The organism is Bradyrhizobium sp. 14AA (assembly GCF_054185205.1).
Map to the genome: position 1 here is coordinate 972,731 of NZ_JAVAYM010000001.1, position 26,401 is coordinate 999,131.

Annotated in this window: 32 protein-coding genes and 1 tRNA gene; 19 read left to right on the top strand and 14 right to left on the bottom strand. The window is 64.7% G+C overall.

The genetic code is table 11. From position 1 onward, the window contains the following. Positions 1–43: 43 nt before the first annotated feature. Positions 44–274 carry a hypothetical protein gene (locus tag RAD15_RS04625; protein ID WP_458174791.1) on the bottom strand — a complete coding sequence of 77 codons (231 nt, stop codon included), beginning with the start codon at positions 272–274 and terminating at the stop codon, positions 44–46. A 284-nt stretch (positions 275–558) separates the two neighbouring features. Between RAD15_RS04625 and RAD15_RS04630 the strand changes: the two genes are divergently transcribed. After that, positions 559–840, top strand: a complete 282-nt coding sequence (locus tag RAD15_RS04630; RefSeq protein ID WP_458174793.1) for a hypothetical protein — start codon at positions 559–561, stop codon at positions 838–840. 70 nt (positions 841–910) lie between these two features. Here the strand turns inward: RAD15_RS04630 and RAD15_RS04635 are convergent, their stop codons facing one another. Continuing rightward, complete coding sequence (locus tag RAD15_RS04635) at positions 911–1,075, bottom strand: hypothetical protein (RefSeq protein WP_162832225.1); 165 nt, start codon at positions 1,073–1,075, stop codon at positions 911–913. 243 nt (positions 1,076–1,318) lie between these two features. On the opposite strand from RAD15_RS04635, the gene RAD15_RS04640 reads away from it, so the two are divergent. The 4 genes from RAD15_RS04640 (at position 1,319) to RAD15_RS04655 (ending at position 3,685) form a co-directional block, all read left to right on the top strand. Then, the gene (locus RAD15_RS04640; RefSeq protein WP_458174795.1) at positions 1,319–2,080 is read left to right on the top strand and encodes an SIR2 family NAD-dependent protein deacylase; all 762 of its coding nucleotides are present in this window, start codon (positions 1,319–1,321) and stop codon (positions 2,078–2,080) included. A gap of 198 nt (positions 2,081–2,278) precedes the next feature. After that, positions 2,279–2,914 carry a cold-shock protein gene (locus RAD15_RS04645; protein WP_458174797.1) on the top strand — a complete coding sequence of 212 codons (636 nt, stop codon included), beginning with the start codon at positions 2,279–2,281 and terminating at the stop codon, positions 2,912–2,914. A 113-nt stretch (positions 2,915–3,027) separates the two neighbouring features. After that, a complete protein-coding gene (locus RAD15_RS04650; RefSeq protein WP_458174799.1) occupies positions 3,028–3,513 on the top strand; it encodes a DUF192 domain-containing protein in 486 nt (161 codons plus the stop codon). A gap of 95 nt (positions 3,514–3,608) precedes the next feature. Further along, positions 3,609–3,685, top strand: a tRNA-Pro gene (locus RAD15_RS04655). A 152-nt stretch (positions 3,686–3,837) separates the two neighbouring features. On the opposite strand, the gene RAD15_RS04660 is transcribed toward RAD15_RS04655, so the two are convergent. Continuing rightward, positions 3,838–4,059, bottom strand: a complete 222-nt coding sequence (locus RAD15_RS04660) for an RNA-binding protein (protein WP_458174801.1) — start codon at positions 4,057–4,059, stop codon at positions 3,838–3,840. Positions 4,060–4,319: 260 nt separating this feature from the next. Between RAD15_RS04660 and RAD15_RS04665 the strand changes: the two genes are divergently transcribed. After that, positions 4,320–4,700: a hypothetical protein gene (locus tag RAD15_RS04665; protein WP_458174803.1), complete on the top strand. Its 381-nt coding sequence runs from the start codon at positions 4,320–4,322 to the stop codon at positions 4,698–4,700. 154 nt (positions 4,701–4,854) lie between these two features. On the opposite strand, the gene RAD15_RS04670 is transcribed toward RAD15_RS04665, so the two are convergent. Then, positions 4,855–5,013 carry a hypothetical protein gene (locus tag RAD15_RS04670; protein ID WP_458174805.1) on the bottom strand — a complete coding sequence of 53 codons (159 nt, stop codon included), beginning with the start codon at positions 5,011–5,013 and terminating at the stop codon, positions 4,855–4,857. 324 nt (positions 5,014–5,337) lie between these two features. Here RAD15_RS04670 and RAD15_RS04675 point away from each other — a divergent pair, with 324 nt between their 5' ends. After that, positions 5,338–5,532 carry a hypothetical protein gene (locus RAD15_RS04675; protein ID WP_458174807.1) on the top strand — a complete coding sequence of 65 codons (195 nt, stop codon included), beginning with the start codon at positions 5,338–5,340 and terminating at the stop codon, positions 5,530–5,532. Positions 5,533–5,594: 62 nt separating this feature from the next. Here RAD15_RS04675 and RAD15_RS04680 read toward each other — a convergent pair whose 3' ends face one another. Further along, positions 5,595–6,767: an OpgC domain-containing protein gene (locus RAD15_RS04680; RefSeq protein ID WP_458174808.1), complete on the bottom strand. Its 1,173-nt coding sequence runs from the start codon at positions 6,765–6,767 to the stop codon at positions 5,595–5,597. Positions 6,768–7,021: 254 nt separating this feature from the next. Here RAD15_RS04680 and RAD15_RS04685 point away from each other — a divergent pair, with 254 nt between their 5' ends. The 3 genes from RAD15_RS04685 to RAD15_RS04695 all read left to right on the top strand — a co-directional run bounded on the left by RAD15_RS04685 (position 7,022) and on the right by RAD15_RS04695 (position 8,562). Further along, positions 7,022–7,327: an ETC complex I subunit gene (locus tag RAD15_RS04685; protein ID WP_458174810.1), complete on the top strand. Its 306-nt coding sequence runs from the start codon at positions 7,022–7,024 to the stop codon at positions 7,325–7,327. Between the two features lie 219 nt (positions 7,328–7,546). Next, positions 7,547–8,029, top strand: a complete 483-nt coding sequence (locus RAD15_RS04690) for an Lrp/AsnC family transcriptional regulator (protein ID WP_458175039.1) — start codon at positions 7,547–7,549, stop codon at positions 8,027–8,029. A gap of 236 nt (positions 8,030–8,265) precedes the next feature. Further along, positions 8,266–8,562 carry a DUF3551 domain-containing protein gene (locus tag RAD15_RS04695; protein WP_458174812.1) on the top strand — a complete coding sequence of 99 codons (297 nt, stop codon included), beginning with the start codon at positions 8,266–8,268 and terminating at the stop codon, positions 8,560–8,562. A 92-nt stretch (positions 8,563–8,654) separates the two neighbouring features. Here the strand turns inward: RAD15_RS04695 and RAD15_RS04700 are convergent, their stop codons facing one another. Further along, positions 8,655–9,683: an AraC family transcriptional regulator gene (locus tag RAD15_RS04700; RefSeq protein WP_458174814.1), complete on the bottom strand. Its 1,029-nt coding sequence runs from the start codon at positions 9,681–9,683 to the stop codon at positions 8,655–8,657. 113 nt (positions 9,684–9,796) lie between these two features. Between RAD15_RS04700 and RAD15_RS04705 the strand changes: the two genes are divergently transcribed. The 4 genes from RAD15_RS04705 (at position 9,797) to RAD15_RS04720 (ending at position 15,558) form a co-directional block, all read left to right on the top strand. Then, positions 9,797–10,969 (top strand): isovaleryl-CoA dehydrogenase, encoded by a 1,173-nt coding sequence (locus tag RAD15_RS04705; RefSeq protein ID WP_458174816.1) that lies wholly within the window; start codon positions 9,797–9,799, stop codon positions 10,967–10,969. Positions 10,970–11,035: 66 nt separating this feature from the next. Beyond that, on the top strand, positions 11,036–12,640 hold the full coding sequence (locus tag RAD15_RS04710) for a carboxyl transferase domain-containing protein (protein ID WP_458174818.1): 1,605 nt from the start codon (positions 11,036–11,038) through the stop codon (positions 12,638–12,640). Positions 12,641–12,644: 4 nt separating this feature from the next. Next, positions 12,645–14,648, top strand: coding sequence for an acetyl/propionyl/methylcrotonyl-CoA carboxylase subunit alpha (locus RAD15_RS04715; RefSeq protein ID WP_458174820.1), 2,004 nt, complete (start codon positions 12,645–12,647; stop codon positions 14,646–14,648). 1 nt (position 14,649) lies between these two features. Then, positions 14,650–15,558, top strand: a complete 909-nt coding sequence (locus tag RAD15_RS04720) for a hydroxymethylglutaryl-CoA lyase (RefSeq protein WP_458174822.1) — start codon at positions 14,650–14,652, stop codon at positions 15,556–15,558. Between the two features lie 131 nt (positions 15,559–15,689). Here RAD15_RS04720 and RAD15_RS04725 read toward each other — a convergent pair whose 3' ends face one another. The 4 genes from RAD15_RS04725 to RAD15_RS04740 form a co-directional block, all read right to left on the bottom strand. Then, a complete protein-coding gene (locus RAD15_RS04725; protein ID WP_458174824.1) occupies positions 15,690–16,616 on the bottom strand; it encodes a dihydrodipicolinate synthase family protein in 927 nt (308 codons plus the stop codon). A 74-nt stretch (positions 16,617–16,690) separates the two neighbouring features. Beyond that, the gene (locus RAD15_RS04730; RefSeq protein ID WP_458174826.1) at positions 16,691–17,674 is read right to left on the bottom strand and encodes a TRAP transporter substrate-binding protein; all 984 of its coding nucleotides are present in this window, start codon (positions 17,672–17,674) and stop codon (positions 16,691–16,693) included. 24 nt (positions 17,675–17,698) lie between these two features. Continuing rightward, a complete protein-coding gene (locus RAD15_RS04735) occupies positions 17,699–18,964 on the bottom strand; it encodes a TRAP transporter large permease (RefSeq protein WP_458174828.1) in 1,266 nt (421 codons plus the stop codon). Then, positions 18,964–19,572 (bottom strand): TRAP transporter small permease, encoded by a 609-nt coding sequence (locus RAD15_RS04740; protein WP_458175041.1) that lies wholly within the window; start codon positions 19,570–19,572, stop codon positions 18,964–18,966. The genes RAD15_RS04735 and RAD15_RS04740 overlap by 1 nt, the downstream gene beginning before the upstream one ends. A 229-nt stretch (positions 19,573–19,801) precedes the next feature. Here RAD15_RS04740 and RAD15_RS04745 point away from each other — a divergent pair, with 229 nt between their 5' ends. Next, positions 19,802–20,485 carry a GntR family transcriptional regulator gene (locus tag RAD15_RS04745; RefSeq protein ID WP_458174830.1) on the top strand — a complete coding sequence of 228 codons (684 nt, stop codon included), beginning with the start codon at positions 19,802–19,804 and terminating at the stop codon, positions 20,483–20,485. A 153-nt stretch (positions 20,486–20,638) separates the two neighbouring features. Here the strand turns inward: RAD15_RS04745 and RAD15_RS04750 are convergent, their stop codons facing one another. The 3 genes from RAD15_RS04750 to RAD15_RS04760 are packed head-to-tail and all read right to left on the bottom strand — an operon-like array spanning position 20,639 to position 23,567. Beyond that, positions 20,639–21,997 carry a TRAP transporter large permease gene (locus RAD15_RS04750; protein WP_458174832.1) on the bottom strand — a complete coding sequence of 453 codons (1,359 nt, stop codon included), beginning with the start codon at positions 21,995–21,997 and terminating at the stop codon, positions 20,639–20,641. Further along, positions 21,994–22,548, bottom strand: coding sequence for a TRAP transporter small permease (locus tag RAD15_RS04755; RefSeq protein ID WP_458174834.1), 555 nt, complete (start codon positions 22,546–22,548; stop codon positions 21,994–21,996). The genes RAD15_RS04750 and RAD15_RS04755 overlap by 4 nt, the downstream gene beginning before the upstream one ends. Further along, complete coding sequence (locus RAD15_RS04760; RefSeq protein WP_458174836.1) at positions 22,545–23,567, bottom strand: TRAP transporter substrate-binding protein; 1,023 nt, start codon at positions 23,565–23,567, stop codon at positions 22,545–22,547. The genes RAD15_RS04755 and RAD15_RS04760 overlap by 4 nt, the downstream gene beginning before the upstream one ends. Positions 23,568–23,922: 355 nt before the next feature. On the opposite strand from RAD15_RS04760, the gene RAD15_RS04765 reads away from it, so the two are divergent. Then, positions 23,923–24,165 carry a pentapeptide MXKDX repeat protein gene (locus tag RAD15_RS04765; RefSeq protein ID WP_458174838.1) on the top strand — a complete coding sequence of 81 codons (243 nt, stop codon included), beginning with the start codon at positions 23,923–23,925 and terminating at the stop codon, positions 24,163–24,165. A 116-nt stretch (positions 24,166–24,281) separates the two neighbouring features. On the opposite strand, the gene RAD15_RS04770 is transcribed toward RAD15_RS04765, so the two are convergent. Then, positions 24,282–24,629, bottom strand: coding sequence for a DUF6481 family protein (locus RAD15_RS04770; RefSeq protein WP_458174840.1), 348 nt, complete (start codon positions 24,627–24,629; stop codon positions 24,282–24,284). 262 nt (positions 24,630–24,891) lie between these two features. Between RAD15_RS04770 and RAD15_RS04775 the strand changes: the two genes are divergently transcribed. From RAD15_RS04775 to RAD15_RS04785, 3 genes are all read left to right on the top strand, one after another. Beyond that, positions 24,892–25,128 (top strand): hypothetical protein, encoded by a 237-nt coding sequence (locus tag RAD15_RS04775; RefSeq protein WP_458174842.1) that lies wholly within the window; start codon positions 24,892–24,894, stop codon positions 25,126–25,128. 75 nt (positions 25,129–25,203) lie between these two features. Next, positions 25,204–25,452, top strand: coding sequence for a membrane protein (locus RAD15_RS04780; protein WP_458174844.1), 249 nt, complete (start codon positions 25,204–25,206; stop codon positions 25,450–25,452). 172 nt (positions 25,453–25,624) lie between these two features. Continuing rightward, complete coding sequence (locus RAD15_RS04785) at positions 25,625–26,398, top strand: hypothetical protein (RefSeq protein WP_458174846.1); 774 nt, start codon at positions 25,625–25,627, stop codon at positions 26,396–26,398. The last annotated feature ends 3 nt before the right edge of the window (positions 26,399–26,401 follow it).

The following is a 26,401-nucleotide window of genomic DNA, read 5'->3' on the forward strand; positions in this document are numbered from 1 at the left end:
TCCGCGCGCAAGCCTGGTTCCCCGCAGCCGAAAAGAATCCGTTTCAGAGCGGCGAGGAGGGGTCGAGCCGCCGGCCAAGGCTCGCAACGGACTCGCTGGAGGGCCGTTCCTTGAGGAATTCGGCAATGGCCCGCGCCAGCTCGCCGTCGCTCATCGGCGTCGGCGGCGGACGCAGCGTGCCGACGCTGAAATTGCGGACGATCTCGTCGTAATGCCTGTCGTCGGATCTCGGAACGAGCCTGCGGATGCGGGCCAGCAAAGCGGATATCGGCAATCTTTCCTCCTCGTTCCTCCGCCCCGTTGGCAACCCTTATCGTCTGCTGCCATTTGCTTCCCTGAAATTGAAAACCCCGCCAGCATCGCGGAGATGCTGACGGGGTCTTCGTGCTGTTGCCTCAACCCGGATGGCGGAGGCTTCCGCACTTGCAGGTTCAATCCACGCGAGGCGGTTTCGTTCCCCCGCTGCGGCGGATTTTTTTGATCGCCGCCGGTTCCGCGCCGCGCGCAACCATCGCAGCTGTCCGTCGTTACCCCTGCGAGATACGGAAGGAGGAAAGCATGAAGAAGACACTGGCAGTTCTGGCCACCGTCGCAGCCGTGGGCGTGACCGCAGTCGCAGCGCCTGCGCAGGCGCGTGGTCGCGGCATCGGGCCGGGCCTCGCATTCGGTCTCGCCGCCGGCGCGATCACCGCAGGCGCGGTCGCGGCGTCCCATCCGTACGGCTATTACGGTCCGGGCTACGGCTATTACGACGGCCCCGGCTATTACTACGGACCTGGTTCCTACGCCTATTACGGCGGCGGGCCGTACTACCGGCACCACTATTACCGTCACTGGTGACGGCTGAACAATGCGAAAAGCCCGGAGCGATGCTCCGGGCTTTTTTCACGTGTGGTGATCAGACGCGGTGTTACGGCCAGAGCGAGGGCCGTTCGACCTTGCGGGCATTCTCGAGTGTCGACACGAAATATTCTTCACGCTCGCGCTTGAATTTTTCCTGCGTGGCGCGGAAGGCGGCAACACGGGCGGCGATCTCGTCGCGCTCACGGGCTTTGCGTTCTTCGTCTTCGGTCATGACCATCCCCTCGGGTTCACTTCACTGAACTCAAGCATTGCCGCCGCATCGTCTTGAGTCGCATTCGCATATGCATTGGCGCTTCCGAATGGGGCGTCAATGGGGAGGAGGCATTGCAGGATTGTGATATGCGAAGGTCGGAAAAAATTGCCGACCACGTCTTGCGCGGCAGTGGATAAGAGCGTCAACAATCTTGCCGCTTGTGCATGTCGCAGCCAGGCGCAAAACGAATCGGGGGCCGCCATGATTGCACCGGATCTTCACAGCGGCGTCGAACGGCTCGGCGACATGATCGCCGAAGCAAGAGTCATCGTGCCGTTCACCGGCGCCGGCATCTCGACCGAATGCGGCATTCCCGACTTCCGCTCGCCGGGTGGAATTTGGACGCGCAACCGTCCGATCCAGTTCGACGAATTCGTCGCCAGCCAGTCGGCGCGGGACGAATCATGGCGCCGTCGCTTCGCGATGGAGGAGGTCTTCGCCGCGGCGAAGCCAGGACGCGGCCATCGCGCGCTCGCCTCGCTCTATCGCGCCGGCAAGGTTCCCGCCGTCATCACCCAGAACATCGACAATCTGCACCAGGCCTCGGGCGTTGCCGCCGAGCACGTGATTGAACTTCACGGAAATACCACTTATGCGCGCTGCATCGGATGTGGGCAGGTCTATCAGCTCGACTGGGTGAAGCGCCGTTTCATCGAGGAGGGCGCCGCGCCCGACTGCATCGACTGCGGTGAACCGGTGAAGACCGCCACGATCTCATTCGGTCAGATGATGCCGGACGATGAAATGCAGCGTGCAACCGCGCTGGCGCGAGCCTGCAACCTCTTCATCGCGATCGGTTCTTCGCTGGTGGTGTGGCCTGCGGCGGGCTTTCCGATGATGGCGAAGAACGCCGGTGCTCGTTTGGTGATCATCAACCGCGAGCCGACCGAGCAGGACGACATCGCCGACCTCGTGATCCACCACGACATCGGCGAAACGCTCGGACCCTTCGTCGGCAATTGAGGCGTTAGTTTGATTCGCGGCTGTGCAAGCTGTTCATAGGTTCCGGCGAATCTCTTTTTTATCTATGCCTCGCAACCGGGAGTGTTATCTTTTGAGTCGAAAGATTCGCGTCGCGTCGAATTGAGAACATTCTCTTAAGACGCGTGATTCGAGCGCCGCCAATGTGGCGGGTTGCATGGCAGTGTGGGGTCCGGGGTTATGGGGTCGTCGGACGGATTTGAGTCCAAGAAGATCGGAGTTCCCGCGGTGGGCGAACACGGCGGCGCCGGTCGCGAGAGTGCGCTCAGCCCCTTCACCGGACTAGGTGAGGGCAGCGCCAACCTCGTCGAGGTTCACGGCGTCATCAAATGGTTCGACGCCTCAAAGGGCTACGGCTTCATCGTTCCCGACAATGGCTGGCCCGACGTGCTCCTGCACGTTACCGTGCTTAGGCGCGACGGCTTCCAGACGGCTTACGAGGGCGCCCGCATCGTCGTCGAGTGCATCCAGCGCGCCAAGGGCTACCAGGCGTTCCGCGTGGTCTCGATGGACGAGTCGACCGCGATCCATCCGGCGCAGATGCTGCCGCCGCGCACCCACGTCACGGTCACTCCGACCAGCGGGCTGGAGCGGGCTCAGGTCAAATGGTTCAACCGGCTGCGCGGCTTCGGCTTCCTGACCTGCGGCGAGGGTACGCCAGACATCTTCGTGCACATGGAGACGCTGCGCCGGTTCGGCATGACCGAGCTGCGCCCCGGCCAATATGTTCTGGTCCGCTTCGGGCCCGGCTCGAAGGGCATGATGGCGGCAGAAATCCATCCCGAGACGGGCTCGCCGGGATTGCAGTCGCACTAGCTTTCCAATTCCCGCAATCGTGAGCAGAGGCGCGCTGGCAGACCGGCGCGCCTCTGGCTTTTCCGGCGACCGCCGCGTAAGGACTGCTCCAGTTCCACGCCCCGAGTGTCCCCATGAATTCTGATCGAAAGGCTGTCTGGTCCGTTGCAAAGGGCTGGCTTGCCGCCATCCTCGTTGTTGCCGGCGTTGCACTCGCGAGCGGACTTGTCCACGCCGCCAGCTTCCAGCCGCTCGAGATCGTCACCAGGAACGGCGTGCAGGTGTTCTCGGTCGAGATGGCGACGACGGAGCAGGAGAAGCAGACCGGCCTGATGTACCGCAAGGAATTGGCCGACGGCAAAGGCATGCTGTTCGATTTCAATCCCGAGCAGGAAGTGTCGATGTGGATGAAGAACACCTATGTCTCGCTCGACATGATCTTCATCCGCGCCGACGGCCGCATCCTGCGCATCGCCGAGAATACCGAGCCGATGTCGACGAAGATCATCTCGTCGCAAGGGCCCGCCCGGGCCGTGCTGGAGGTGGTGGCGGGCACGGCGCAGAAATACGGAATCCGGCCCGGTGACCGCGTCGGCCACCCGTTGTTCGGCAGCAAATAGGGCCGGCGGCGAGGGCATTGCCAGCCTTGCTGGCGCCGGTTTGTAAGCTTGCTGGCGCCTTTGGAAGCGTGTATCGACGGGGCTCGCTGGACATTCGGGGTATAGCGCAGCCTGGTAGCGCGGCAGTTTTGGGTACTGCAGGTCGTTGGTTCGAATCCAGCTGCCCCGACCAGTCCCGACGTTGAATTTCCTCTGCTTTTCACTTCGGGTCTGACGCGGCGCTTGCGCCGTTCCGTCATCGTCCCGGCCCGAGCGCAACCAATGCGAGAGTTCGGAGTGTTGCGAGCCCTGCGTTGATGTGATCGAGGTCGGCCGTTTCTGGCGTCAGAACAGCAGCCAGTCGGCGAGACGCCAGGCGATCCAGGCGAGGGCGCAGATCCAGCCCAGCATGACGATCCCGGCCACGCCGAGCCCGCAGAGCGCCAGCAGCGAGCTTTCGGCCTCCGGCGTGCCTTCGAGTTTCTCGGTCGTATCGATCTGGCTCACATCGCCCCCTTGCCTTGCGGCCTGCTGTTTGTTGGTCTCGGCTCGCTCGCGAAAATTCACCCGCCGCGCTCCAGCTCACACGGACGTGAGGCGATCCGGCCGTCCATGCGGACGCGCGGATGCCACCCCGGACAGGCGGGCAAAAGCTGCAACTCGCGGCGCGGAAATTGGTTGCGCTGCCACGAGCGGAAATCCGTACCTGGCCAAGGATTTTTCTCGCATCGAGCGCCTGCCTAGCGCGCTCGCTGCGTTGAAGGAGAGGGCGCGCGATCGGTGCGGCGCCTCGAATGTCCTTCGAGCCCCCTTCAGGCGAGGTCCTCATGTCGATCAGCGCGATTGCTTCCACCAGTGCGGCGGTGACGACGTCTCCGTCGACCGCCGCAACGTCGTCCTCCGCGACATCATCGAGCTCGGCGACGTCCTCGACGTCAGCGACATCGGAGACGTCGTCCGCGCAATCGGCCGGTGGCAGCTCGGGGTCGGGAGGCGGCGGCTCGGCCAAGACCATCGTCAGCGAGGTCTCAACCACTGTTGGCGGCATCACCACGACGACGATCACCTATTCCGACGGCACAACCGAGGTCCAGACCTCGGCGAGCAAACAAGACAATCAGGGCAATCAGGCGGGGCAGACCTACAACGCCCAGGGCGCGCTGAGTGCCAATGCCCAGGCGGCGTCCAGCGCAAGCGCCGGCCTTTGAACGAACTTGCGCAGAATTACCAAAGCTTCATCGAACCTTTGGACGTCGCGATAGACATATCTCTGTTGGGGATTTCAGCGCCCAATGCCTAAACGGACGCCGCCAAGCGATGATATTCCGCTTGAGCGGCGTTGCGCTTTTCAGGCGGAGCCGATCAGCTCGAGGCGTGCCAGCCGGCCGGAAACGGGACGAACGGCCAGACGATCTGGTTGTCATTGGCGGCCTGCGGCGGCTCTTGAGCCGGCGTCCTCGTGATCCGCGCAGGCGGCGTCGAACGCAGCGCCAGGCGCAAACAGGGATATTGCAAATTCATTGTGGTTCGTCCCGGCAAGTGTATTGGCTTCAAAATTTCGGTTTTCAAAATTCGGGTCAGTTCAAAAACACGGCGCATCCTCAAACGGCGCGCTCATTCTCAAATCGCGCATCCAGTCTAGAAAACTCGGCGCCCGCTTTCAACCGGTCTCGCCGCCCCGTCACCGGAAGTAAGGTTGATCGGTTAGGTTAAGGGCGGGCGCTTGTTGCGGCCGCCCCGGTGACTGTTATCAGATCGGTCCCGGCTCGCGATGGGCTGCCTACAATCCGTGCTCATGCAAGATCACAGTTCGTCGCGGCGTTCGTATCCTGTGAGTCCTGTGTCATGTCTTTCGATCGCAACGCCCGAACCGTCGGTCCGCTTTCGAGCTGGACCGAGATCTGGCACCTCTGGACCGTGATCGTGCCGCGCCGCTCGATCAACGGGCAGCTCGTGGTCGGCAAGGTCTGGCGCCGCCACGACGGCCGCGACTGGATCTACAGGAGATTCACCGAGTTCGACGGCGAAGAAGCGGCCTGAGGCGGCATCGCTGCCGTCCGGCGCGGTTTCGCTGCCGTCCGGCGCGGTTCGCTGCCGCCAACTCAGGCGGCCTTTGCCGCGGCAGCAGGCTTGGGCGGTGGCGGCTTCAGCGGCTTGTCCTGCTTCTTCGACCAGGAAATGTAATAGGCCACCGTCGTCATGATCGCGATGCCGGCGACGCTGACGAAGATCTGCGCGAACAGCGAGCCCGAGCTCATCGACAGCTCGAAATGGCCGACGAAGGACAGGAACACGCCGACGCAGAACACGGCGAGCGATTGCTGGCCGCACACGATCAGGGGATCGAACACCTTCCATTCCAGTCCCGGCCACTCCTTCGGCACGAAGCGGATCACCAGGATCACGATCACGACGAAATGGAGGAAGCGGTAGGGCGCTAGGTTGGTCTTGTCGTTGGGGTTGAAGGCCGAGAACAGCCATTCGGGGAACATGCCGCCGAAGGTCGGAAAGCGGCCGGCCATGGTCATGACCAGTGCGAACAGGAGATATCCGAGGCAGAACCACAGCGTAACAGGCGAATTGATCAGCGTCATCGACCGCCGCGCGCCACCCATGGCGCACCAGGCGCCGAACACGAACAGCACCTGCCAGCAATAGGGATTGAAGTACCATTGTCCGGCCGGATAGGCGGTGAGATTCCAGCCGAAATGGCGGGCGGCGAGCCACAGCACGATCGACAGCACCATCGTCAAATCGGGCTTGCGCAGCATGAACCACAGCACCGGCGGAAACAGTCCCATCAGCACGATGTAGAGCGGCAGCACGTCGAGATTGAGCGGCTTGAAGCGCAGGAACAGGCCCTGGCGCAGCGTCTCGGTGGCGTTGTCGACGAGGCCGGCAACGTTGAACTCGTTGATCATCTCGGAATCGCCGAAGCGCAGCGCCAGATAGCTGATCGAGGCGATGTAGATCACGAACAGGATGATGTGGGCGACGTAGAGCTGCCAGACCCGCTTGGTCAGCCGCGTGGCGCCGACCAGGAAGCCGCGGTCCAGCATCATGCGCGCATAGACGAAGGAGGCGGTGTAGCCGGAGATGAAGACGAACAGGTCGGCGGCGTCGGAAAAGCCGTAATTGCGCGTCGTGATCCAGTTCACGACGTTGTCGGGGATGTGGTCGAGGAAGATCGCCCAGTTCGCGACGCCGCGAAACAGGTCGAGCCGGAGGTCACGGCCTTTTTCAGGGAGCGTGGCATTGATGTTCAGGAAGGCCATGCGACGGGACTTTCGGAGGGGACGGATACGCAGGCGTCAGCGAGGCAGTGCCGCCGGGCGGGATCCCGGCGCGGAAGGCGGGTACGCAATTGTCACGGTGCAGCATAATGACTATACCGTCGGCGAGGGTGCCGGGGGGCCGGAATCACCGATCAGTTCCCGACCGGTGTCTCTATACTATCCCTGAGGTTTGCACCAACTGCTACCGTGACGCATCGAAATCGAACGTAAAAGACGAGGGGCCGGACAGCCAAATGACCGCACGCATTTTCAAGCCCGCCAAGAACGCGATGCAATCCGGCCGGTCCAAGACCAAGGAGTGGCAGCTGGACTACGAGCCGGAGCAGCCGCGCGCGGTCGAGCCGCTGATGGGCTGGACCTCGTCCGGCGACATGAAGCAGCAGATCACGCTGCGCTTCCACAGCAAGGACGAGGCGGTCGCCTATTGCGAGCGCAAGGGCATCGCCTACCAGGTCATCGAGCCCCAGGATTCGATCCGCCGCCCGGTCGCCTATGCCGACAATTTCTCGTTCCGCCGCGGCGAGCCCTGGACGCATTAAGGGGCGGCGCTGGCCGCTCCGACTTCATTTGACGCGATTCGCTCGTCATGCCCGGGCTTGTCCCGGGCATCCACGTTTTGGAGCTGTGTGAAAACTCGTGGATGGCCGGGACACGGCATTCCACTCGTACGCGATAGCGCCGTATCCCGGGGCAGCCCTTGGCATCAATTCCCCCGCGTGCTTCGCTGGCGCCATGACACGACCATGACGGGGTGGGCTATGGCGGGGCGTGACCAGATCGACGGCGTCGATCTGAGGATATTATCCGAGCTGCAGCAGGATGGGCGGGTTCGCAACAACGAGCTGGCGCTGCGCGTCGGCGTGTCCGCACCCAACTGCCTGCGGCGGCTGAAATCGCTGTTCAGCCGTGGCGTGATCCGGGCGGTCCGCGCCGTCATCGACGAGCGGCTGCTCGGTTGTGAGGTGGTGTCGTTCGTCTCGATCCAGCTCGGCAGCCAGGCCCAGCCAGTGCTGGAAGCATTCGAGAGCTCGATCGGCGCGATCCCGCGCATCCAGCAGTGCTGGCGGATTTCGGGCGATACCGACTATCTCCTGAGATGCGTGGCGCCGAGCGTCGAGAGCATGCGCCAGCAACTGCTGCATTTCGCCGCTATGCCGAACGTCAAGAACGTCCGCAGCTTCCCGGTGCTGGGCGTTGCGAAGGACGTGCCGCTGCCGTTGGAGGTCGCGGCGGCGGGCTAGGGAGCTGCATGCTGTCCCGGCGTGACCCGCGCTGGTATTTCACAAAAGCCGAATCAGCGCCCGAACTATATTGCTTAGTAACTCACCTAACTGTGACATGTGAATTGGGAAGTCCTGCAATGCGCTGAGCCGTGATTGTCGGTTCCGGTGCGGCGCCTAGATGCAGGGTGTGAACCCTCAGCCTGCGTCGCATGCCGAGGACTCTTTTGTGGGACCCTGAGCTAGGAAAAGACACCATGACCTCGACCTCGAAGACGTTCGCAGTGTCAGCTGCGACGCTGTTCGCCTCTGCGTTTCTCATGATGACCGCACCCGCCGCGCAGGCGGAAGACTACTGCATTACCAACGGTGCCCAGGCCGCGCACGGCTGCGGTTATCCGACGATGGAGGCCTGTCGGGCTGCGGCAGGCGGTATCGGCGGCTCGTGCGCGCAGAGCGGCGGCGCGAAGACCAACAACGACGCGCTTGCCTTCCAGCCGAAGCAGGCGAAGCAGCCCAAGCTTCGCTCGGGCGCGCAGACCAACTCGAACTGACGCCAGGCAAGTCTCGAGACATTGCGGCCTCCGGGATTCATCCCGGGGGCCGTAATTTCATCGGAATGAGCGACGTCGCGCTCGCGCTCGTCTCAACGATACCGCCCGCGAAACTCGCGCGGCGAGGCGCCCGTCCAGGTGCGGAAGGCGCGGGAAAAGCTCTTCTCGTTGCGGAAGCCTGCGATCTCCGCGATCCGCTTGATCGGCGTGCGGCCGCGCATCAGCTCCTGTTTTGCCAGTTCGAATTTTGCCTCTTCCTTGAGATCGCGCAGCGAGGTCGCTTCCTCGCGGAGGCGCCGGTGCATGGTGCGGGTGGAGAGCGCGAGCTCGCTCGCGACATCCTCGGCACCGAGGCTGCGCCCGCGCGCATTGCGGAGCACGCGGCGGACGCGCTCGACCAGCAGCCGGTCGCGCCGGTAGGGCAGCACGGTCAGCCTGAGCGCGCCCTTGAGCATGTTGTCGAGATCGGCGGCGCTGCGGGTCAGCGGCAGCGAGAGATAATGCTTGTCGAAGACGATCGAGGCCCGCTCCGCATTGAAGCGGACGGTCCTGCAAAAGATGGTCGGATAGAGCGAGACGTGGCCGGGCTCCGGATGCGGGAATTCCGCGGCGCGGAGCGCGATCCTGGAATCGACCGCCCAGCAGGAGAAGCCGAGGACATAGCGGAGCAGGGTGACCAGACAGAATTCCCGCAAGGGTCCGAGGTCGCGCTGCTCGCGAATGGAGATGGTCGCGGTCTCCTCGCCGACCGCGAGATCGAGCACCACGTCCTCGGTGAGCAGGCGATGATGCCGGCACCAGCGCTTGACCGCCACCTCCAGCGTCGGCGCGGTGATCGAGGCGCGGCATAGCATGCCATAGGTGCCGAACGGCAGCCGGCGCGAGAACCAGCCCAGCGCCTCGTCGTCGAGCTCGCGCATGGCATGGCCCGCCAGGGCCTCGAACTGGGCGGCCGTGACCCGCCCATCCGGAGCAGCGACAAGGTCTGGCGCAACCTGGCCCCGGCTCAGCGCCTCCGTGGGGTCGCAGCCGTATCGCTCATAGGCGGCAACCACGCCGCGGACGAAGGCGGCGGGGGTCACGGCGCGGCGCGGGATCGCGGTTGCGGCTTGAAAAGTCATCGGAGTTCCCTCGGGAAAATCCTCGCCAAGTTTGGCGGAAAATGCAACCTTTTCGACGGCGGAAGGGCCCGGACCCCGCTAGGTTCGGGCGACAAGAATACGGAGGAATCGCCTTGAACATTCCGAGCATCGATTTCGATCTGGGCGAAGACATCAGCATGCTGCGCGACACGCTGCGCGCCTTCGTGGAGGCGGAGGTGGCGCCGCGCGCCGCCGAAGTCGAGAAGGCCAATCTGTTCCCGGCCGACCTCTGGAAGCGCTTCGGCGACCTCGGCCTGCTCGGCATGACCGCGCCGGAGCAATACGGCGGCTCGAACATGGGCTATCTCGCCCACGTCGTCGCCATGGAGGAGATTTCGCGCGGCTCGGCGGCCGTGGGCCTGTCCTACGGCGCGCATTCCAACCTCTGCATCAACCAGATCCGCCGCAACGGCAACGACGCGCAGCGCCAGCGCTATCTGCCGAAGCTGATCTCAGGCGACTATGTCGGCGCGCTCGCGATGTCCGAGCCCGGCGCCGGCTCCGATGTCGTCTCGATGAAGCTGCGCGCCGACAAGCGCGGCGACCGCTACGTGCTCAACGGCTCGAAGATGTGGATCACCAATGGCGGCGATGCCGACGTGCTGGTCGTCTACGCCAAGACCGATCCGGACGCCGGCCCGCGCGGCATGACCGCCTTCCTGATCGAGAAGGGCTTCAAGGGTTTCACCCACGGCCAGCATCTCGACAAGCTCGGCATGCGCGGATCCAACACCTATCCCTTGTTCTTCGACGAATGCGAGGTGCCGGAGGAGAATGTGCTCGGCAAGGTGGGCGAGGGCGTCAAGGTGCTGATGTCCGGCCTCGACTATGAGCGCGCGGTGCTGTCGGGCGGCCCGCTCGGGATCATGGCGGCCTGCATGGACGCGGTCGTGCCCTACATGCACGAGCGAAAGCAGTTCGGCCAACCGATCGGCGACTTCCAGCTGATGCAGGGCAAGCTCGCCGACATGTATGCGACCTGGCAAGCCACGCGCGCCTATGTCTATGCGGTCGGGCGCGCCTGCGACCGCGCCGATCACGCGCGCAGTCTGCGCAAGGACGCGGCCGCCGCGATCCTCTATTCCGCGGAGAAGGCGACGTGGATGGCGGGCGAGGCGATCCAGGCGCTGGGCGGGGTCGGCTACACCTCCGAATTTCCGGTCGGACGCCTGTGGCGCGACGCAAAACTCTACGAGATCGGCGCCGGCACCTCGGAGGTCCGCCGCATGCTGATCGGCCGCGAGTTGATGGCCGAGACGGCCTAGCTCTTTCACGCAATCGGTGCCGCGAAACGGGCGGCCCCTCACCAATCACCCAACACGCGGGACAACATGCCGCTCCATTCCAGCATCGATCCGTCTTCAGCAGACTTTGCGCGCAACTCCGAGGCCATGCGCACCCTCGTCGCGAACTTGCGCGACAAGCTCAGCCAGGTCGCCGGCGGCGGCGGCGAGGCCTCACGCAACCGCCACACCTCGCGCGGCAAGATGCTGGCGCGCGAGCGCGTGGACCTCCTGGTCGATCCCGGCACCTCGTTCCTGGAGCTGTCGCCGCTGGCGGCCTACGGCCTCTATGGTGGCGACGTGCATTCGGCGAGCGTCGTCACGGGCGTGGGGCGCATTTCGGGGCGCGAATGCATGATCGTCGCCAACGACGCTACCATCAAGGGCGGCACCTATTACCCGATGACCGTGAAGAAGCATCTGCGCGCCCAGGACGTGGCGCGGCAGAACAATCTTCCCTGCGTCTACATGGTCGATTCCGGCGGCGCCTTCCTGCCGCTTCAGGACGAGATCTTTCCCGACGAGCGGCATTTCGGCCGCATCTTCTACAACCAGGCGCAGATGTCCTCACAGGGCATCCCGCAGATCGCGATCGTGATGGGCTCCTGCACCGCCGGCGGCGCCTATGTCCCGGCGATGTCGGACGAGAGCATCATCGTGCGTAACCAAGGCACCATCTTCCTCGGCGGCCCGCCGCTGGTGAAGGCGGCGACCGGCGAGGTGGTCAGCGCCGAAGAACTCGGTGGCGCCGACGTGCATTCGCGCCAGTCGGGCGTGACCGACCACTACGCGCAGAACGATGCCCACGCGATCGGCATCGCCCGGCGCATCGTCGGCACGCTGAAGCCGTCGGTGCGGCCGAACCTCAACATGCATCCCCCGCGCGATCCGCTGTTTGCCGCGGAAGAGATTTACGGCGTGGTGCCCGTCGACGGCCGCAAACCGTTCGACGTGCGCGACATCATCGCCCGCGTCGTCGATGGCTCCGAGTTCGACGAGTTCAAAAAGCTCTACGGCACGACGCTGGTGTGCGGCTTCGCCCACATCTGGGGCTATCCGGTCGGCATCATCGCCAACAACGGCATTCTGTTCAGCGAGAGCTCGCTGAAGGGCGCGCATTTCATCGAGCTGTGCTGCCAGCGTGGCATTCCGCTGGTGTTCCTGCAGAACATCACCGGCTTCATGGTCGGCAAGAAGTACGAGGCCGGCGGCATCGCGCGCGACGGCGCCAAGCTGGTGACGGCGGTCGCGACCGCCTCGGTACCGAAATTCACCGTCGTGATCGGCGGCTCCTATGGCGCCGGCAATTACGGCATGTGCGGTCGCGCCTACTCGCCGCGTTTCCTCTGGATGTGGCCGAACGCGCGCATCTCGGTGATGGGCGGCGAGCAGGCCTCCATGGTGCTGAGCCAGGTCCGGCGCGACAACATCGAGGCCAAGGGCGATAGCTGGTCGAAGGAGGAGGAAGACAAATTCCGCGAGCCCATCCGCGCCCAGTATGAGAGCCAGGGACACCCGTATTACGCCACCGCGCGCCTCTGGGACGACGGCGTGATCGATCCGGCCGACACGCGCCTCGTGCTCGGCCTTGGCCTTTCGGCGGCGTCGAATGCGCCGATCGAACCGACGAAATTCGGCCTGTTCAGGATGTGATGCGATGGACCACTCAAAGCTCTACCGTCGTTTTCGCACGCTCCTGATCGCCAACCGCGGCGAGATCGCCTGCCGCGTCATCCGCACCGCCCGCGCCATGGGCCTGCGCACGGTCGCGGTCTATTCCGAGGCCGACCGCGATGCGATGCATGTCGCGCTCGCGGACGAAGCCGTGCTGCTCGGGCCGGCACGTGCCCGCGACAGCTATCTCAATGTCGAGCGGCTGATCGAGGCCGCGCGCAAGACCGGCGCCGAGGCCGTGCATCCCGGCTATGGCTTCCTGTCGGAAAATGCCGAGTTCGCGCGGGCCTGTTTCGATGCAGGGCTGGTGTTCGTCGGTCCCACCGCCGGGATGATGACGGCGATGGGCTCGAAGTCCGGCTCGAAAGAGCTGATGGAGAAGGCCGGCGTGCCGCTGGTGCCCGGCTATCACGGCGAGGCCCAGGACGAGGCGACGCTTGCGAAGGCGGCCGACAAGATCGGTTTTCCCATCCTGGTGAAGGCCTCCGCCGGCGGCGGCGGCCGCGGCATGCGCATCGTACGCTCGGCGGCCGAGCTTGCGCCCGCGATCGTCAGCGCCAAGCGCGAGGCCTTGGCCGCGTTCGGCGACGACCGCATGCTGATCGAAAAATATGTCGACAATCCCCGGCATATCGAGGTGCAGATCATCGGCGACAGCCATGGCAATCTGCTGTCGCTGTTCGAGCGCGAATGCACGTTGCAGCGCCGGCACCAGAAGGTGATCGAGGAGGCGCCGTCGCCGACGCTCAATGCCGCGCAGCGCGAGACGGTCTGTGCCGCCGCGCGGAAGGCGGCGGGCGCGGTGAACTATGTCGGCGCCGGCACCATCGAATTCGTCTCCGACGGCAAGGACGTGTTCTTCATCGAGATGAACACGCGCCTCCAGGTCGAGCATCCCGTGACCGAGCTGATCACCGGGATCGACCTCGTCGAGTGGCAGCTGCGCGTCGCCTTCGGCGAGGCGCTGCCGCTGAAGCAGGACGAGGTCAAGCTCCACGGCCATGCCGTCGAGGCGCGCGTCTACGCGGAGAATCCGACCAAGAACTTCATGCCATCGGTCGGAAAGATCTCGACCTGGCGACTGCCTGCGGAAACCGGGGGCCTGCGCATCGACGCCGGCTATCGCGAGGGCGACAGCGTCTCTCCGTACTACGACGCCATGCTCGCCAAGATGATCGCCTGGGCGCCGACGCGGGATGTCGCGATCGAGCGGCTGAACCGCGGGCTGGAGGACTCCGACGTCCGCGGCATCGTCACCAACATCCCGTTCCTGTCGGCGCTGATGACGCATCCGAAGGTGCGGACCAATGCGATCGACACCGGCTTCATCGAGCGCGAGCTGACGGTGCTGACCTCGGCCTCGCCGGCGCCAAGCGAACTCGAGCTTTGCGCGGCGGTCGCCGCGATCGTCAGCGACGAGAAGCGGGCGGCGCAGGGCGTGGCGACTTCGCCCTGGCAGACGTTCGGCTGGCAGCCGGTCGGCCGCCGCCAGCGCAGCTTTGCCTTCCGCGTCGGTCACGGACCCGAGCAGAAGATCGTCCTGAACTACGGCAGCGGACCGTCGACGCTGGTGATCGGTGAACGCGAGCTGGCGTTCGCGATCGCGCCGAAGGATGGCGGTTTCGATCTGACGCTGGACGGCGTCAAATCGACGGTCGCGGCCGTGATCGACGGCCATGAGCTGTACTTGCGCACCCGCAACGGCCGTTTCGACCTGCACTGGGTCGATCCGTTCGGCGGCGAGAGCGAGGAGCATGTCGGCGAGGACAAGATCGCAGCGCCGTTGCCGGGCACCGTCGTCGCCGTGCTGGCCGAGGAGGGCGCCAAGCTGGAGAAGGGCGCGCCGATCCTCACCCTGGAGGTCATGAAGATGGAGCAGACGCTGCGCGCGCCCTATGCCGGCGTGCTGAAGACGATCAAGTGCAAGGTCGGCGACATCGTCCAGGAGGGCGTCGAGCTCGCGGTCGTGGAGCCTTCAGGAGAGTGACATGAGCGAGGTCCGCATCATCGAGATGGGGCCGCGCGACGGCCTCCAGAACGAGAAGACGGCCGTCAGCGTCGAAGCCCGCATCGCCTTCATCGAGGCGTTGGTCGCGGCCGGGCTCACGACGGTCGAGGTCGGCGCCTTCGTCTCGCCCAAGGCGATCCCGCAGATGGCAAGCTCGGATGCCGTGCTGCGCGGCGTCAGCCACGTCAAGGGCGCCGAATTCCATGTGCTGGTGCCGAACGAGAAGGGCTATGACGCCGCCCGCGCGGCGGGTGCGAAGGTGGTCTCGGTGTTCGCGGCGGCTTCGGAAGGCTTTTCGCGCGCCAACATCAATTGCACGGTCGCGGAGTCCATCGAGCGGTTCAAGCCGGTGCTGGTGCGCGCCAAGGCCGACGGTGTGAAGGTGCGCGGCTATATTTCCTGCGTGCTGGGCTGTCCGTTCGACGGCGAGATCAAGCCCAAGGCGGTCGCCGATCTGGCAAGTGCGCTGTGGGACCTTGGCTGCTACGAGATCTCGCTCGGCGACACCATCGGCGTCGGCACGCCTGATAAGGCGAAGGAGATGCTGCGCGCGGTTGCCGCCAACATCCCTCCCGCCAAGCTGGCGATGCACTTTCACGACACCTACGGCCAGGCGCTCGCCAATCTCTATGCCGGCCTGGAAGAGGGCGTCCGCGTCATCGATGCCGCCGCTGGCGGTCTCGGTGGCTGTCCCTACGCGCCGGGCGCGACCGGCAATGTCGCGACCGAGGATGTCGTCTACATGCTCGAAGGCATGGGCATCAGGACCGGCATCGATATGGACAAGCTGCTGGCGGCCACCAACGAGATGAGCGGCGTGCTGGGCAAGCCGCCGGTCAGCCGCGTGGCGTCCGCGCTGAACGCGAAGAGGAAGCGGGCGAGCTCGTAGGTCTTCGGCATTGTAAGCGCAGGTGCCGTAGGGTGGGCAAAGGCGCGTAGCGCCGTGCCCACCATCCCCCCGCGATTTTGGTCTTGAATGGTGGGCACGCATTCGCTTTGCCCACCCTACGAGACCTTCGCCTAGGCTGCCTTCAACCCGACATCCGGCAGGTGCGGCCGGTTCTTGAGGGCGCGGACCATCATGGCCTCGATCTCGGCCTTCTCCTGCGGCAGCAGCGCGAGACGGGGCGGGCGCGTCAGCGCGGTGCCGCGGCCCATGATGTGCTCGCACAGCTTGATGCACTGGACGAGGTCCGGGCGTGCATCGAGATGCAGCAGCGGCATGAACCATTCGTAGAGCGGCATGGCCTCGGCGAAGCGCCCGGCCCTGGCGAGGCGGAACAGCGTCTCGCCCTCGCGCGGGAAGGCGTTCGACATGCCGGAGACCCAGCCCACGGCGCCCATGGCGACGCTCTCGACGATGACGTCGTCCAGCCCTGCGAACAGCACGAAGCGGTCGCCGACCATGTTGCGGGTGTCGATGAAGCGCCGCGTGTCGCCGGAGGAATCCTTGAAGCAGACGACGGTCTCGACATCGGCGAGCGTGACCAGAATGTCCGGGGTGACGTCGTTCTTGTAGATCGGCGGGTTGTTGTAGAGCATCACGGGAAGGTCGGTCGCGCTGGCGACGGCGCGGAAATGCGCGGCGGTCTCATGCGGCTTGGACGAATAGACCAGGGCCGGCATCACCATCACGCCGTCGATGCCGACGCGTGCGGCTTCCTTGGCCGTCTCGACCGCAAAGGCCGTGGTGAACTCGGCGATGCCACACAGCACGGGCACGCGGCCCGCGGCGACGGATTTGGCCGTCTCCATGATCGCGACCTTCTCCTTGCGCTCGAGCGAGGTGTTCTCGCCGACCGAGCCGCAGACGATCAGGCCGGAGACGCCGTCACGGATCAATCCGTCCATGACTTTCGCGGTCGCGTCGATATCGAGCGAGAGATCGTCGTGGAATTGGGTCGTGACGGCCGGGAAGACGCCTTCCCAGGAAACGCGGCGGCTCATGATTTGACTCCAGGTAGATTTGCCGGCGGGGGGCTGGGGCCGCCGGCAGTTGCGAAGAGGATGACGGGGTGGGATCAGAGCGTGGCGCCGACCTTGCGCAGCTCGGCGAGAACCGGTGCCTTCGGCAGCCAGATCTTGTCGAACTCTGCAATGACGGCTTCGGTGTCGCCGGCGGGGACCTGACGGATCGGGATCGGCGCGTTCTTGAAATTCTCGATCAGCGCGGGCTCGTTGCCGGCGAGCTCGTCGATCTGCGCGTCCAACGTGGACTTGATCGTCTTGGCGATCAACTCGCGGTCGGCCGCCGGCAGCGACTGCCAGACCCGGCCCGAAACCACCGCCGCCATCGGCATGAAGACGGCGTTCATCTGCAGGATCACCTTCGAGACCTTGTCGAAGCGCTGGTTCCAGGAGAATTCGAGATCGGCCTCGAGCCCGTCGACCTGGCCGTTGGCCATGGCGTCGAACACCTGGGGCGTCGGGATCGGCGTCGGTGCCGCGCCCAGCGAGGAATAGAAATCGCGATAGACCGGCGTCGGGTTGATGCGCAGCTTCATGCCCTTGATGTCGGCGAGCGAGGTCAGATCCTTGGACGAGAACACCGCGCGCATGCCGGTGATGCCCCAGCCGAGTCCGATGGTGCCGGTCTCCTGCGGCAACACCTCGAACAGCTTGACGGCTGCCGGATGCCGCACGAATTTCGCGACCGCCGGCGTCGATCGGACGATGTAGGGCGCGTTGATTGCGGCGATGTGCGGCACGCGCGAGCCGAGCTCGGCGGCCTGGATGAAGCCCATGTCGAGTGCGCCGGACTGCAATTGCTGCATCATCGCGGGCTCGTTGCCGAGCTGGCCGGAGTGGAACACGGTCAGGGTCAGGCGGCCGTTCGTTGCAGCCTTGAGGTCGTCGCCGAATTTCAGCGCGGCCTTGTTCCAGGAATGACCGTTCGGGGTGATCAGGCCAAGGCGGAATTCCTTGGCCTGCGCGAGTGCCAGCGACGGCGCGAACACCGATGCGGCGGCGCTGGCGGCGAGAAAGCGGCGGCGTGTAAGCGGCATGGTCGGGCTTCCTTTTGTGCGGGCCTATTTGATGAGGATCAGCGAGAGCGAGGGATAGAGCGAGAGCAGCACCAGCAGGACGCAGGAGATGACGAAGAACGGCAGCGTCACCATGAACATCTTGCCCGGCTTGGCGCCGGTGACGGCGGCCGCGACGAAGAAGCAGAGCCCGACCGGCGGCGACAGCAAGCCGAGCACGAGGTTGATCACCACGACGACGCCGAAATGCCGGGGATCGATGTGGTAGACCTCGGTTGCAACAGGCAGCAGGATCGGCACCGTCATGATCAGGCCGGGAATGCCGTCGATCACGGTGCCTATGATCAGCAGGATCACGTTGCAGATCAGCATGAAGCTGATCGGGTCCTTGGCGGCCGACTGGATCCAGCCGGCGGTTTCCTGCGGCACCTTGCCGAAGATCAGCACCCAGGAGAACACCGCCGCGGCCGCCACCAGGAACAGCACGATCGCCGAATAGATGCCACTGCGCAGCATCATCTGCGGCAGCTGCGAGAACTCGAATTCTTTCGTCCAATACTTGCCGACGAGTGCTGCGGCCACGGCGCCGACCGCGGCAGATTCCGTCGCGTTGGCGAGGCCGCCGAGGATGGTGCCGACGATGACGATCGGGATCAGCAGCGTCGGTGATGTCCGCAGGATCGTCATGACGCGCTGGCGCGGCGTCTGATATTCCGCGCGCGGATAGTTGTAGATGTATCCCATCAGCGCGATGACGAGACAGAACATCACCGTGAGGATGACGCCCGGCACGATTCCGGCGATCAGCATGTCGCTGACCGAGATCTGCGCGAGCACGCTGTAGACCACGAACATCACCGAGGGCGGGATGATCGGGCCGAGCATGCCGCCATAGGCGGTGAGGCCCGCGGCAAAGGTCTTGTCGTAACCCTTCTTCTCCATCTCCGGCACCATGATCTGGGCCATGATCGCGACCTGCGCTGTCGCCGATCCCAGGATCGAGGAGATGAACATGTTGGCGAGGATGTTGACGTAGGCGAGCCCGCCCTTGAGCGAGCCGACGAATGCCATCGCCATGTCGACAATGCGGCGGGTGATGCCGCCGCCGTTCATGATCTCGCCGATCAGGATGAAGAGCGGGATGGCAATCAGGCCGTAGCTGTCGACGCCGCCGAACAATTGGAGCGGATAGGACTGGAACAGCACGGGATTGCCTGACGCGGCGATATAGACGAGGCCGGCGAGGCACAGGCAGAGGCCGATCGGCACGCCGACCAGCATGATTGCGACGAAGGCTGCCGAGGTGACCATCAGTTGACCCCGTCGAGCTCGGAGAGCTGGAATCCCTTCGGCGGCGTGCGCGGGACCAGCCCGAGATCTTCCAGCAGGTTGGCGAGGCCGTGCACCGTCATCGACACCGCGAAGATCGGCAGCGTCAGATACAGCACCCAGGTCGGCCAGTTCAGCGTCTGGGTGTGCTCGGTGTAGAGAAAGTTGAAGGTCTCGGCGGCGAGCTTGCGCCCGTCGAAGCCGGCGCGGGCGAGCCCGACCGGATCCATCCAGAGCACGCAGGTCATGATCAGCGCGACGCCGAACACCACGACGAGGCCGGTCGAGATCACTTTGGCGATCTTCTGGTGCTGCGGCGAAAGCCGTTCCGTCAGCATGGTGACCGCGAAGTCGAGCCGCAGCCGCGTCATCGCGGAGGCGCCGATGAAGGTCAGCCAGACCACGCAATAAACCGCGGATTCGTCGATCCAGTAGATCGGAAAGTGCGAGTAACGGGTGACGACGTTCACCAGGATCAATCCGGTGAGCAGGTACATCAGGCCCATCAGCGCCAGGCGCTCGAAGGCGAGCAGGGCGCTCGAGGTCCGGACGATTGTACGTCGGACGCTGAATGCGCGCGTGGCCGGCATCGTCTGCTCGATCATGAAGAGGCCCCAACCCCCAAAGATTTGTCGTGCGATTGCCAAATGTATAATTTATACATTTTGGGTGTCAAACGGAGATTGCGGTCATTTCGGCGGCAGGGCGCGCTTTTGCTGGGCACTTTGCTTTTGTGGGTGCTTGGCTTTTGCTGGCCCCCTCGACATGGAAGAGGGACCGCTTCGCTCCGATGAGTCGGGAAGGACAACAGACGATCAGATGAAACAGCCTCTGAAGCATCGCACCCTGTCGGCAGCGATCGTCGATCAGCTCAGGCAGGCGATCCTCGACGGCACCTATCCGGCCGGCTCGCAGCTGCGCCAGGATGCGCTCGGCGAGGCCTATGGCGTCAGCCGCATCCCGGTGCGCGAAGCGCTGTTCCAGCTCGAGGCCGAGGGGCTGGTGCGGATCGTTCCGCAGAAGGGCGCCATCGTCTCCGAATTGTCACTGGACGAGATCAACGACGTGTTCGACCTGCGCCGCATCCTGGAGCCGCGATTGCTGGCGCAGTCGGCGCCGCGTTTCACAGCGGAGGATTTCGACGGGCTCGACGACATCCACAAGAGCTTCGAGAAGGCGATCAAGGCGCGCAATGTCAGCGACTGGGGCCAGCTCAACGCCGACTTCCACATGGCGCTCTACGTGCACGCGCCGCAACCGCGCACGCGCGCGATCGTGCTGTCGCTGCTCCAGACCAGCGACCGCTACACGCGCCTCCAGCTCTCCAATACGAAAGCGATGGGCACTGCCGAGAAGGAGCACGCCCATCTGATCGCGCTGTGCCGTGCAGAGAAGGTCGAGGAGGCCTGCCGCTTCCTGGAGCGGCACATCGAAGCCGTGCGCAAGGATCTGTTGCAGGTCGTGGCGATCGCGCCGCGGTCGCGGCGGAAGGAGAAATCGTAGGGTGGGTTAGCTTTGCGGCTGCGTAACGCGCAGTCGGAAGGCGTAACCCACCGCTGTTCGTCTCCGGGGAAACTGAAGAGGTGGGTTACGCCCTGCGGACCGCGCTTTGCGCGACCGCAGGTCTAACCCACCCTACGGCAGTTTGGATTGCCGCTACCTGCTGCCGTCCGGTCCCATCACCAGATCCGGCAGCCCGGTCGAAATCCCCGGCACCAGGCAGAGCAGCAGCACCGCGAGCATCATCAGCAGCACGAAGGGCAGGGTGCCCCAGATCACCTCGCGCAAGGGAATATCCGGCGCGACGTTGCGGATGACGAAGATGTTGAGGCCGACGGGTGGATGGATCAGGCCCATCTCCATCACGATGGTCATGACCACGCCGAACCAGATGATGTCGAAATTGGCGGCGCGGAGCGGCGGCAGGATGATCGGCGCGGTCATGAGGATGATCGAGACCGGCGGCAGGAAGAAGCCGAGCACGACGACCATGACCAGGATCGCGAACAGCAGCTCCCAGCGCGGAAGGTGCATCGCGACGATGGATTCGGCGACCGATTGCGAAATGTGCAGATAGCTCATCACGTAGGAATAGAGCAGCGACATGCCGATGATCATCATCAGCATGGTCGATTCCCGGATCGTCGATTTCATGATGGGCGCGAGGTCGCTCGGTCGCCACACGCTGTAGATCGCCGCGATCAGCGCCAGCGCGAGGAGGCCGCCAAGGCCGGCGGTTTCCGACGGCGTGGCATAACCACCATAGAGCGCGATCATGACGCCGGTGAGCAGCAGCACGAAGGGAATTACGCGAGGCAATACGCTGAAGCGTTCGGCGAGCGTGTATTCGTCGCGGGCGAGGATCGCAGCCTCCGGTCCGCCGTTCTTGTAGATGGCTTCAGCCGCCTTGTATTCCCGGCGGAAGCGGATCACGGCGTAGGTACCGAACAGCGTGACCAGAAGCAGGCCGGGGCCGATGCCGGCGAGGAAGAGCCGTCCGAGCGACTTCTCGGCCGCGACCGCGAACAGGATCATGGTGATCGAGGGCGGCAGCAGGATGCCGAGCGTGCCGCCTGCGGCGATGATCCCTGCGGCAAAGCCGCCGGAATAGCCGCGCTTGCGCATCTCGGGGATGCCGGCCGAGCCGATCGCCGAGCAGGTCGCGGGCGAGGAGCCCGCCATGGCCGCGAACAGCGCGCAGGCGAACACGTTGGCGACGCCGAGGCCGCCGGGCACGCGGTGCAGCCAGGCGTGCAGCGCCGAATAGAGATCCTGGCCGGCGCGCGACTTGCCGATCGCGGCGCCCTTCAGGATGAAGAGCGGGATCGACAGCAGCGTGATCGAGGCCATTTCCTCGTAGACGTTCTGCGTCACCGTATCGAGGGACGCCGCGGGCATGTAGATGCCCATGAACACGACCGCGACCGCGCCGAGCGCGAACGCGATCGGCATGCCCGAAAACATCACGAGCAGCGTCGCGATCCCGTAGGCGAGGCCGATACCGAAAACGCTCATGAACGCCTGGCTCCTGCGAAAGGCAGCACAAGCTGCACGAGAATCTGGACGCAGAGCAGGCTCATGCCGAGCGCCATCAGCGAATAGGGAATGGCGAGCGGCGGCGACCACATCGAGTTCGAGACCTGGCCGTCGACATAGGCTTCATGCGCGAGCGTCCAGGATTTCCAGGTGAAGAAGGCGCAGAACAGGAAGGTCGCGGCGTCGACCAGCCAGAGCCTGATCCGGTTCGCCAGCGGCGAAAGCAGGCCGACAAAGGCCTCGATGCCGATGTGGCCGCGGTTCTGCTGCACATAGGCCGCCGTCATGAAGGTGGCGCCGACCAGCAGGAACACCGCGGCCTCGTCCTGCCAGTAATTGGCGGCCTTGAACAAAGCGCGGCTGAGGACGCTGTAGCTGAGGATGGCGCAAGCCGCGACCAGCGCGATCGCTGCGAACACGACGATGATGCTGTTGAGGACGGCAAGACCCCGATCGATCGCCGCCGCAAGGCCTGTCCCTGCGGCAGCGTTCGCCAGGTCATCACGATCCGGAAGCGGACCGTGGCTCATGCCGCGACGTCGGTGGCGAGCTTGAGCAGGTTCGCCGCCGTCGCGGTCTTGGCGCTGTAATCCTTCCACGCGGTGTCGCGGGCGATGTCGCGCCATTTGCCGACGGTCGCGGCATCGAGCACCGAGACCTTTGCGCCGGCCTTCTCATAGACCTTGGCGACCTCGACGTCGTCATCCTGCGCGCCCTTGCGGCCGAAGGCTTCGAGCTCGGTGCCGACCGTGAGCAGGACGTCCTGCTGGTTCTTCGGCAGCTTGTCGAAGATCGCCTTCGACATCATCAAGGGCTCGAGCATGAACCAGTAGGAGGCGCCGGCGCCTGAGGTCAGCGACTTCGCGACCTCTTCCAGACGGAACGAGATCAGGCTGGTGGAGGAGGTGATGCCGGCATCGCAGGCGCCGGTCTGCATCGCCGCGTAGATTTCGTTCGAGGGCACCGACAGCACCGAGGCGCCGGCGGTCTGCAGCACCATGTCCATCTCGCGCGAGCCGCCGCGCACCTTCATGCCCTTGGCGTCTTCCGGCGCAACGATCGGCTTGGAGCGGCTGGCGACGCCGCCGGCCTGCCAGACCCAGGTGAGCAGGATGATGCCCTTGTCGGCGAGGAAGTCGGTCAGCGCCTTGCCGACCGGCTCCTTCTTCCAGCGCAGGCCCTGGTCGTAGGTGGTGACGAGGCCGGGCATCAGGCCGATATTGGTTTCCGGCAATTCGCCGCCGGCGTAGGGCATCGGATAGAGCGATATGTCGAGCGCGCCCTTGCGCATGGCGGAGAACTGCGCGTTGGTCTTGATCAGCGAGGAGTTCGGATAGATCTCGGCGGCAATGTCGCCATTGCTGCGCTTACTGACTTCGGCGGCGAACATGCGGCAGAGGCGGTCGCGGAAATCGCCCTTGTCGATGGTGCCGCCCGGGAATTGGTGCGAGATCTTCAGCGTGGTCGCGGCATGCGCGGTGCCAATGCCGAAGCGGAGGATGGCGGGTGCGGCGACGGCTGTCGCGATCAGGTGACGGCGCGTGAGCATGGTGTAATCCCCTTGAACGTTTCTTTGAACGGTTCTTGTTGGTGTGATTGGGTTCAGGTCTTCGAGACCGGTGCTTGGGCCCATCCTAGCCGGTCTTTCACCCGATGTTCTCTCATCTGATAGTTCGAGACCGAATGCCGCGGCAAGTGTCGGCCGTGCTGCGCTGCACACTTCGCATCGGCCTGGCATCAACCCGTTTGACGGATCGGCGCGCTCGCGCGGACGTGATGAGGTCAACGGCCCCGGTCGCGCGGAATTTTATCGGCGAGGCCGTAACAACGACGGCCGTCAATCCGTCGAGATTGAGTAGCGGCGTCCGTCGCTGACACACACCATCTCGAAGGGAAGACTAGTCATGACCATTCGTACCCGCATCGTGCTCGGCGTCTCGGCTGCCGCTCTCTCGCTTGGCCTCGCGCTGTCGCCGGCCGCCTTTGCTCAGGACAAGATGGGCAAGGATGACGGCATGATGAAGAAGGACACGATGTCCAAAGACGCCATGAAGAAGGATCACATGTCCAAGGACGACGGCATGAAGAAAGACACGATGTCGAAGGACGGAATGAAGAAAGACGACGGGATGATGAAGAAGAACTGATCCGCTACCGTCGCCGCGGCGTTTGCGGCAGTCAGACCGCGCGTCAAAAGCCCGGGGCGGTCACGTGGGCCGCCCCGGACGTCAGTTCAAGTTCAATTGAACGTGACCGGTCAACGCTACTTGCGCTTGGCCTTGCGGGCGGCATAACGGGCGTCGCGCTTGGCCTTCTGCTCAGCCTCGAGTTCAGCCGCCTTGGCGACCGCTTCTTCCGCTTCGCGGGCGAGCCGCGCGGCCTCAGCGGTTGCAGCTTCTTCCGCAATACGCTTCTGCTCGGCCTTTTCGGCTTCGCGCGTGGCCTTTGCCTCGGCGCGCTTGGCCGCAAGTGCCTCGCGCTCGGCGCGACGCGCCGCCACTGCCGGGTCGTCTTGCCCCGGCTGCGACTTGAATTTATTCAACAGATTTTTGCGAGCGTCCTGCGCTGCCTTTTGCCGGTCTGCGAAGCCGGGTTCCCTGAATCCACTCATCGACGAGCCTTGTCTTCCTCGCTTTCGATCCTACATCAACGCCTGTTGGTACGTCGGCTGGGCATAGCGGGCACCACGCGACGCAGAAGCGTGTACATCGGCGCGCGTCGCGAAGCCACCCATAATCGCAGCCGATCAGGTCAACGAAAATCGCCATCCCCGACGATCTCTCGTAGCCCGGAAAAACTGCCGAATTGTGATGTCCCTCATAAAGGGCCACCTGCGGCGGCGCCTAGCGTCCGCCCCGATACGGAGCACGGGCATGACGATCTCCCGACAGAGCCTGAAGGCGCTCGCAATTACCGTCGCAGTGGCAGCCGTGGCCGGCGCCGCGTTTCTGCTGGCGCGGCCGCACCCGATCGAAAGTGCCGTCCTGGGGGCGGGTTGGGAATGCAGCACGACTGCATTCGTGCTGACCACCTGTGCACCGCGGGCCCAGCAGGCCATCCCGGCAGTCGAGACCTCGCGCAAGGATGCAATCCGGGCGACCCGGGGCTGAGAATTGGGCTGGCTCGGGATGTGACGCCACGCCGCAGAGGTGATAAAGCCGGCTCGCCCGCGCGACCAGGTAGCCATGCCCAAGCCCGAGACCCAATCCGAGTCAAAGTCTGACCCCGTCGAGAAGCCCAATTCCCGACCGAAGACCCAGCCCAGGCGCCAGTCCGGCGACAACCGTCGCGGCACCATTGCCGGCCTGATCATCGCCATCGTGATCCTCGGCGTCGGCTGGTGGCTGGCCCGCGATCTCACCTCTGCCAGCAAGATGCAGGACTGCCTGATGTCGGGGCGGAGCAATTGCAACGTGATCGAGCCGGCGCGCTAGAAGCGCTCCAGAGCGCCGTCGGGCCGAAAAAATGCCGTGATTTTAATCATTTGTAACGGGACATAGCCGACCAGGCAGGTCAGTTATGCCAGCCGGCATCACCCCGACGCGGGGCGAATCGTCTATCGCGCCAGGGACCACGGCAATCGAGAAAGTAGGGGGTTAAGCACGCATGAGTGCGTCCAGCCGCATGAAGATCATCATTCCCTTGGTTTCGGCCATGTCCTTGCTCGCGCTCTCGGCGCAGGCGCAGGAAAGGTCGAGGGATGCCGGCCAGCTGCCGGACCGGCCCAGCGCCGGTGGGCCGCCCCAGAACAATCAGACCATGCGCAAGGCCCCCCCGCCGCAGCAGGCGACCCGGCCCGCACTGCAGCCCGGCGGACAGCCCCACGCAGGTCCCGGTCCCGCTCCGCACGCCGCGGGCGGCCCGCCGCCCGGACGCAATTACGCCAGGGGCCCCGCACCGGCGCGCGACTGGGGCGGACACGCCTATCGCGGCAACGTTGCCTGGGATGGCGGGCGCTGGCGCCGCGAAGTCCACAACGGCCGTTCCGGCTGGTGGTGGGACGTCGGCGGCGTCTGGTACTATTATCCGCAGCGGATGGCCGGTCCGCCGGGTTACATCTCGGAGGAATATTACGACGACGTGCCGGTGGCCTATGCCCCGGCGCCGCCTCCGGTCGCCTACGAACCACCACCGCCTCCGCCGCCGGCCGATCCGGGCGCCAGCGCGCTTGGCGGCGCCATCGTCGGTGGCGTGCTGGGCGGCTTGATCTCGGGTAACGCGACGGGGGCTGCGGCAGGCGCGGTTCTCGGCGGCGCAACCGGCGCCATCGCGGGCGCCACCGCGGCTTCGCGCCCCGGCTACTATCTGGCTGAGGGCAACTGCTACTACCGCTATCCGAGCGGACAGTATGTGCAGGCCGATCCGCGCGCCTGTTACTGAGAC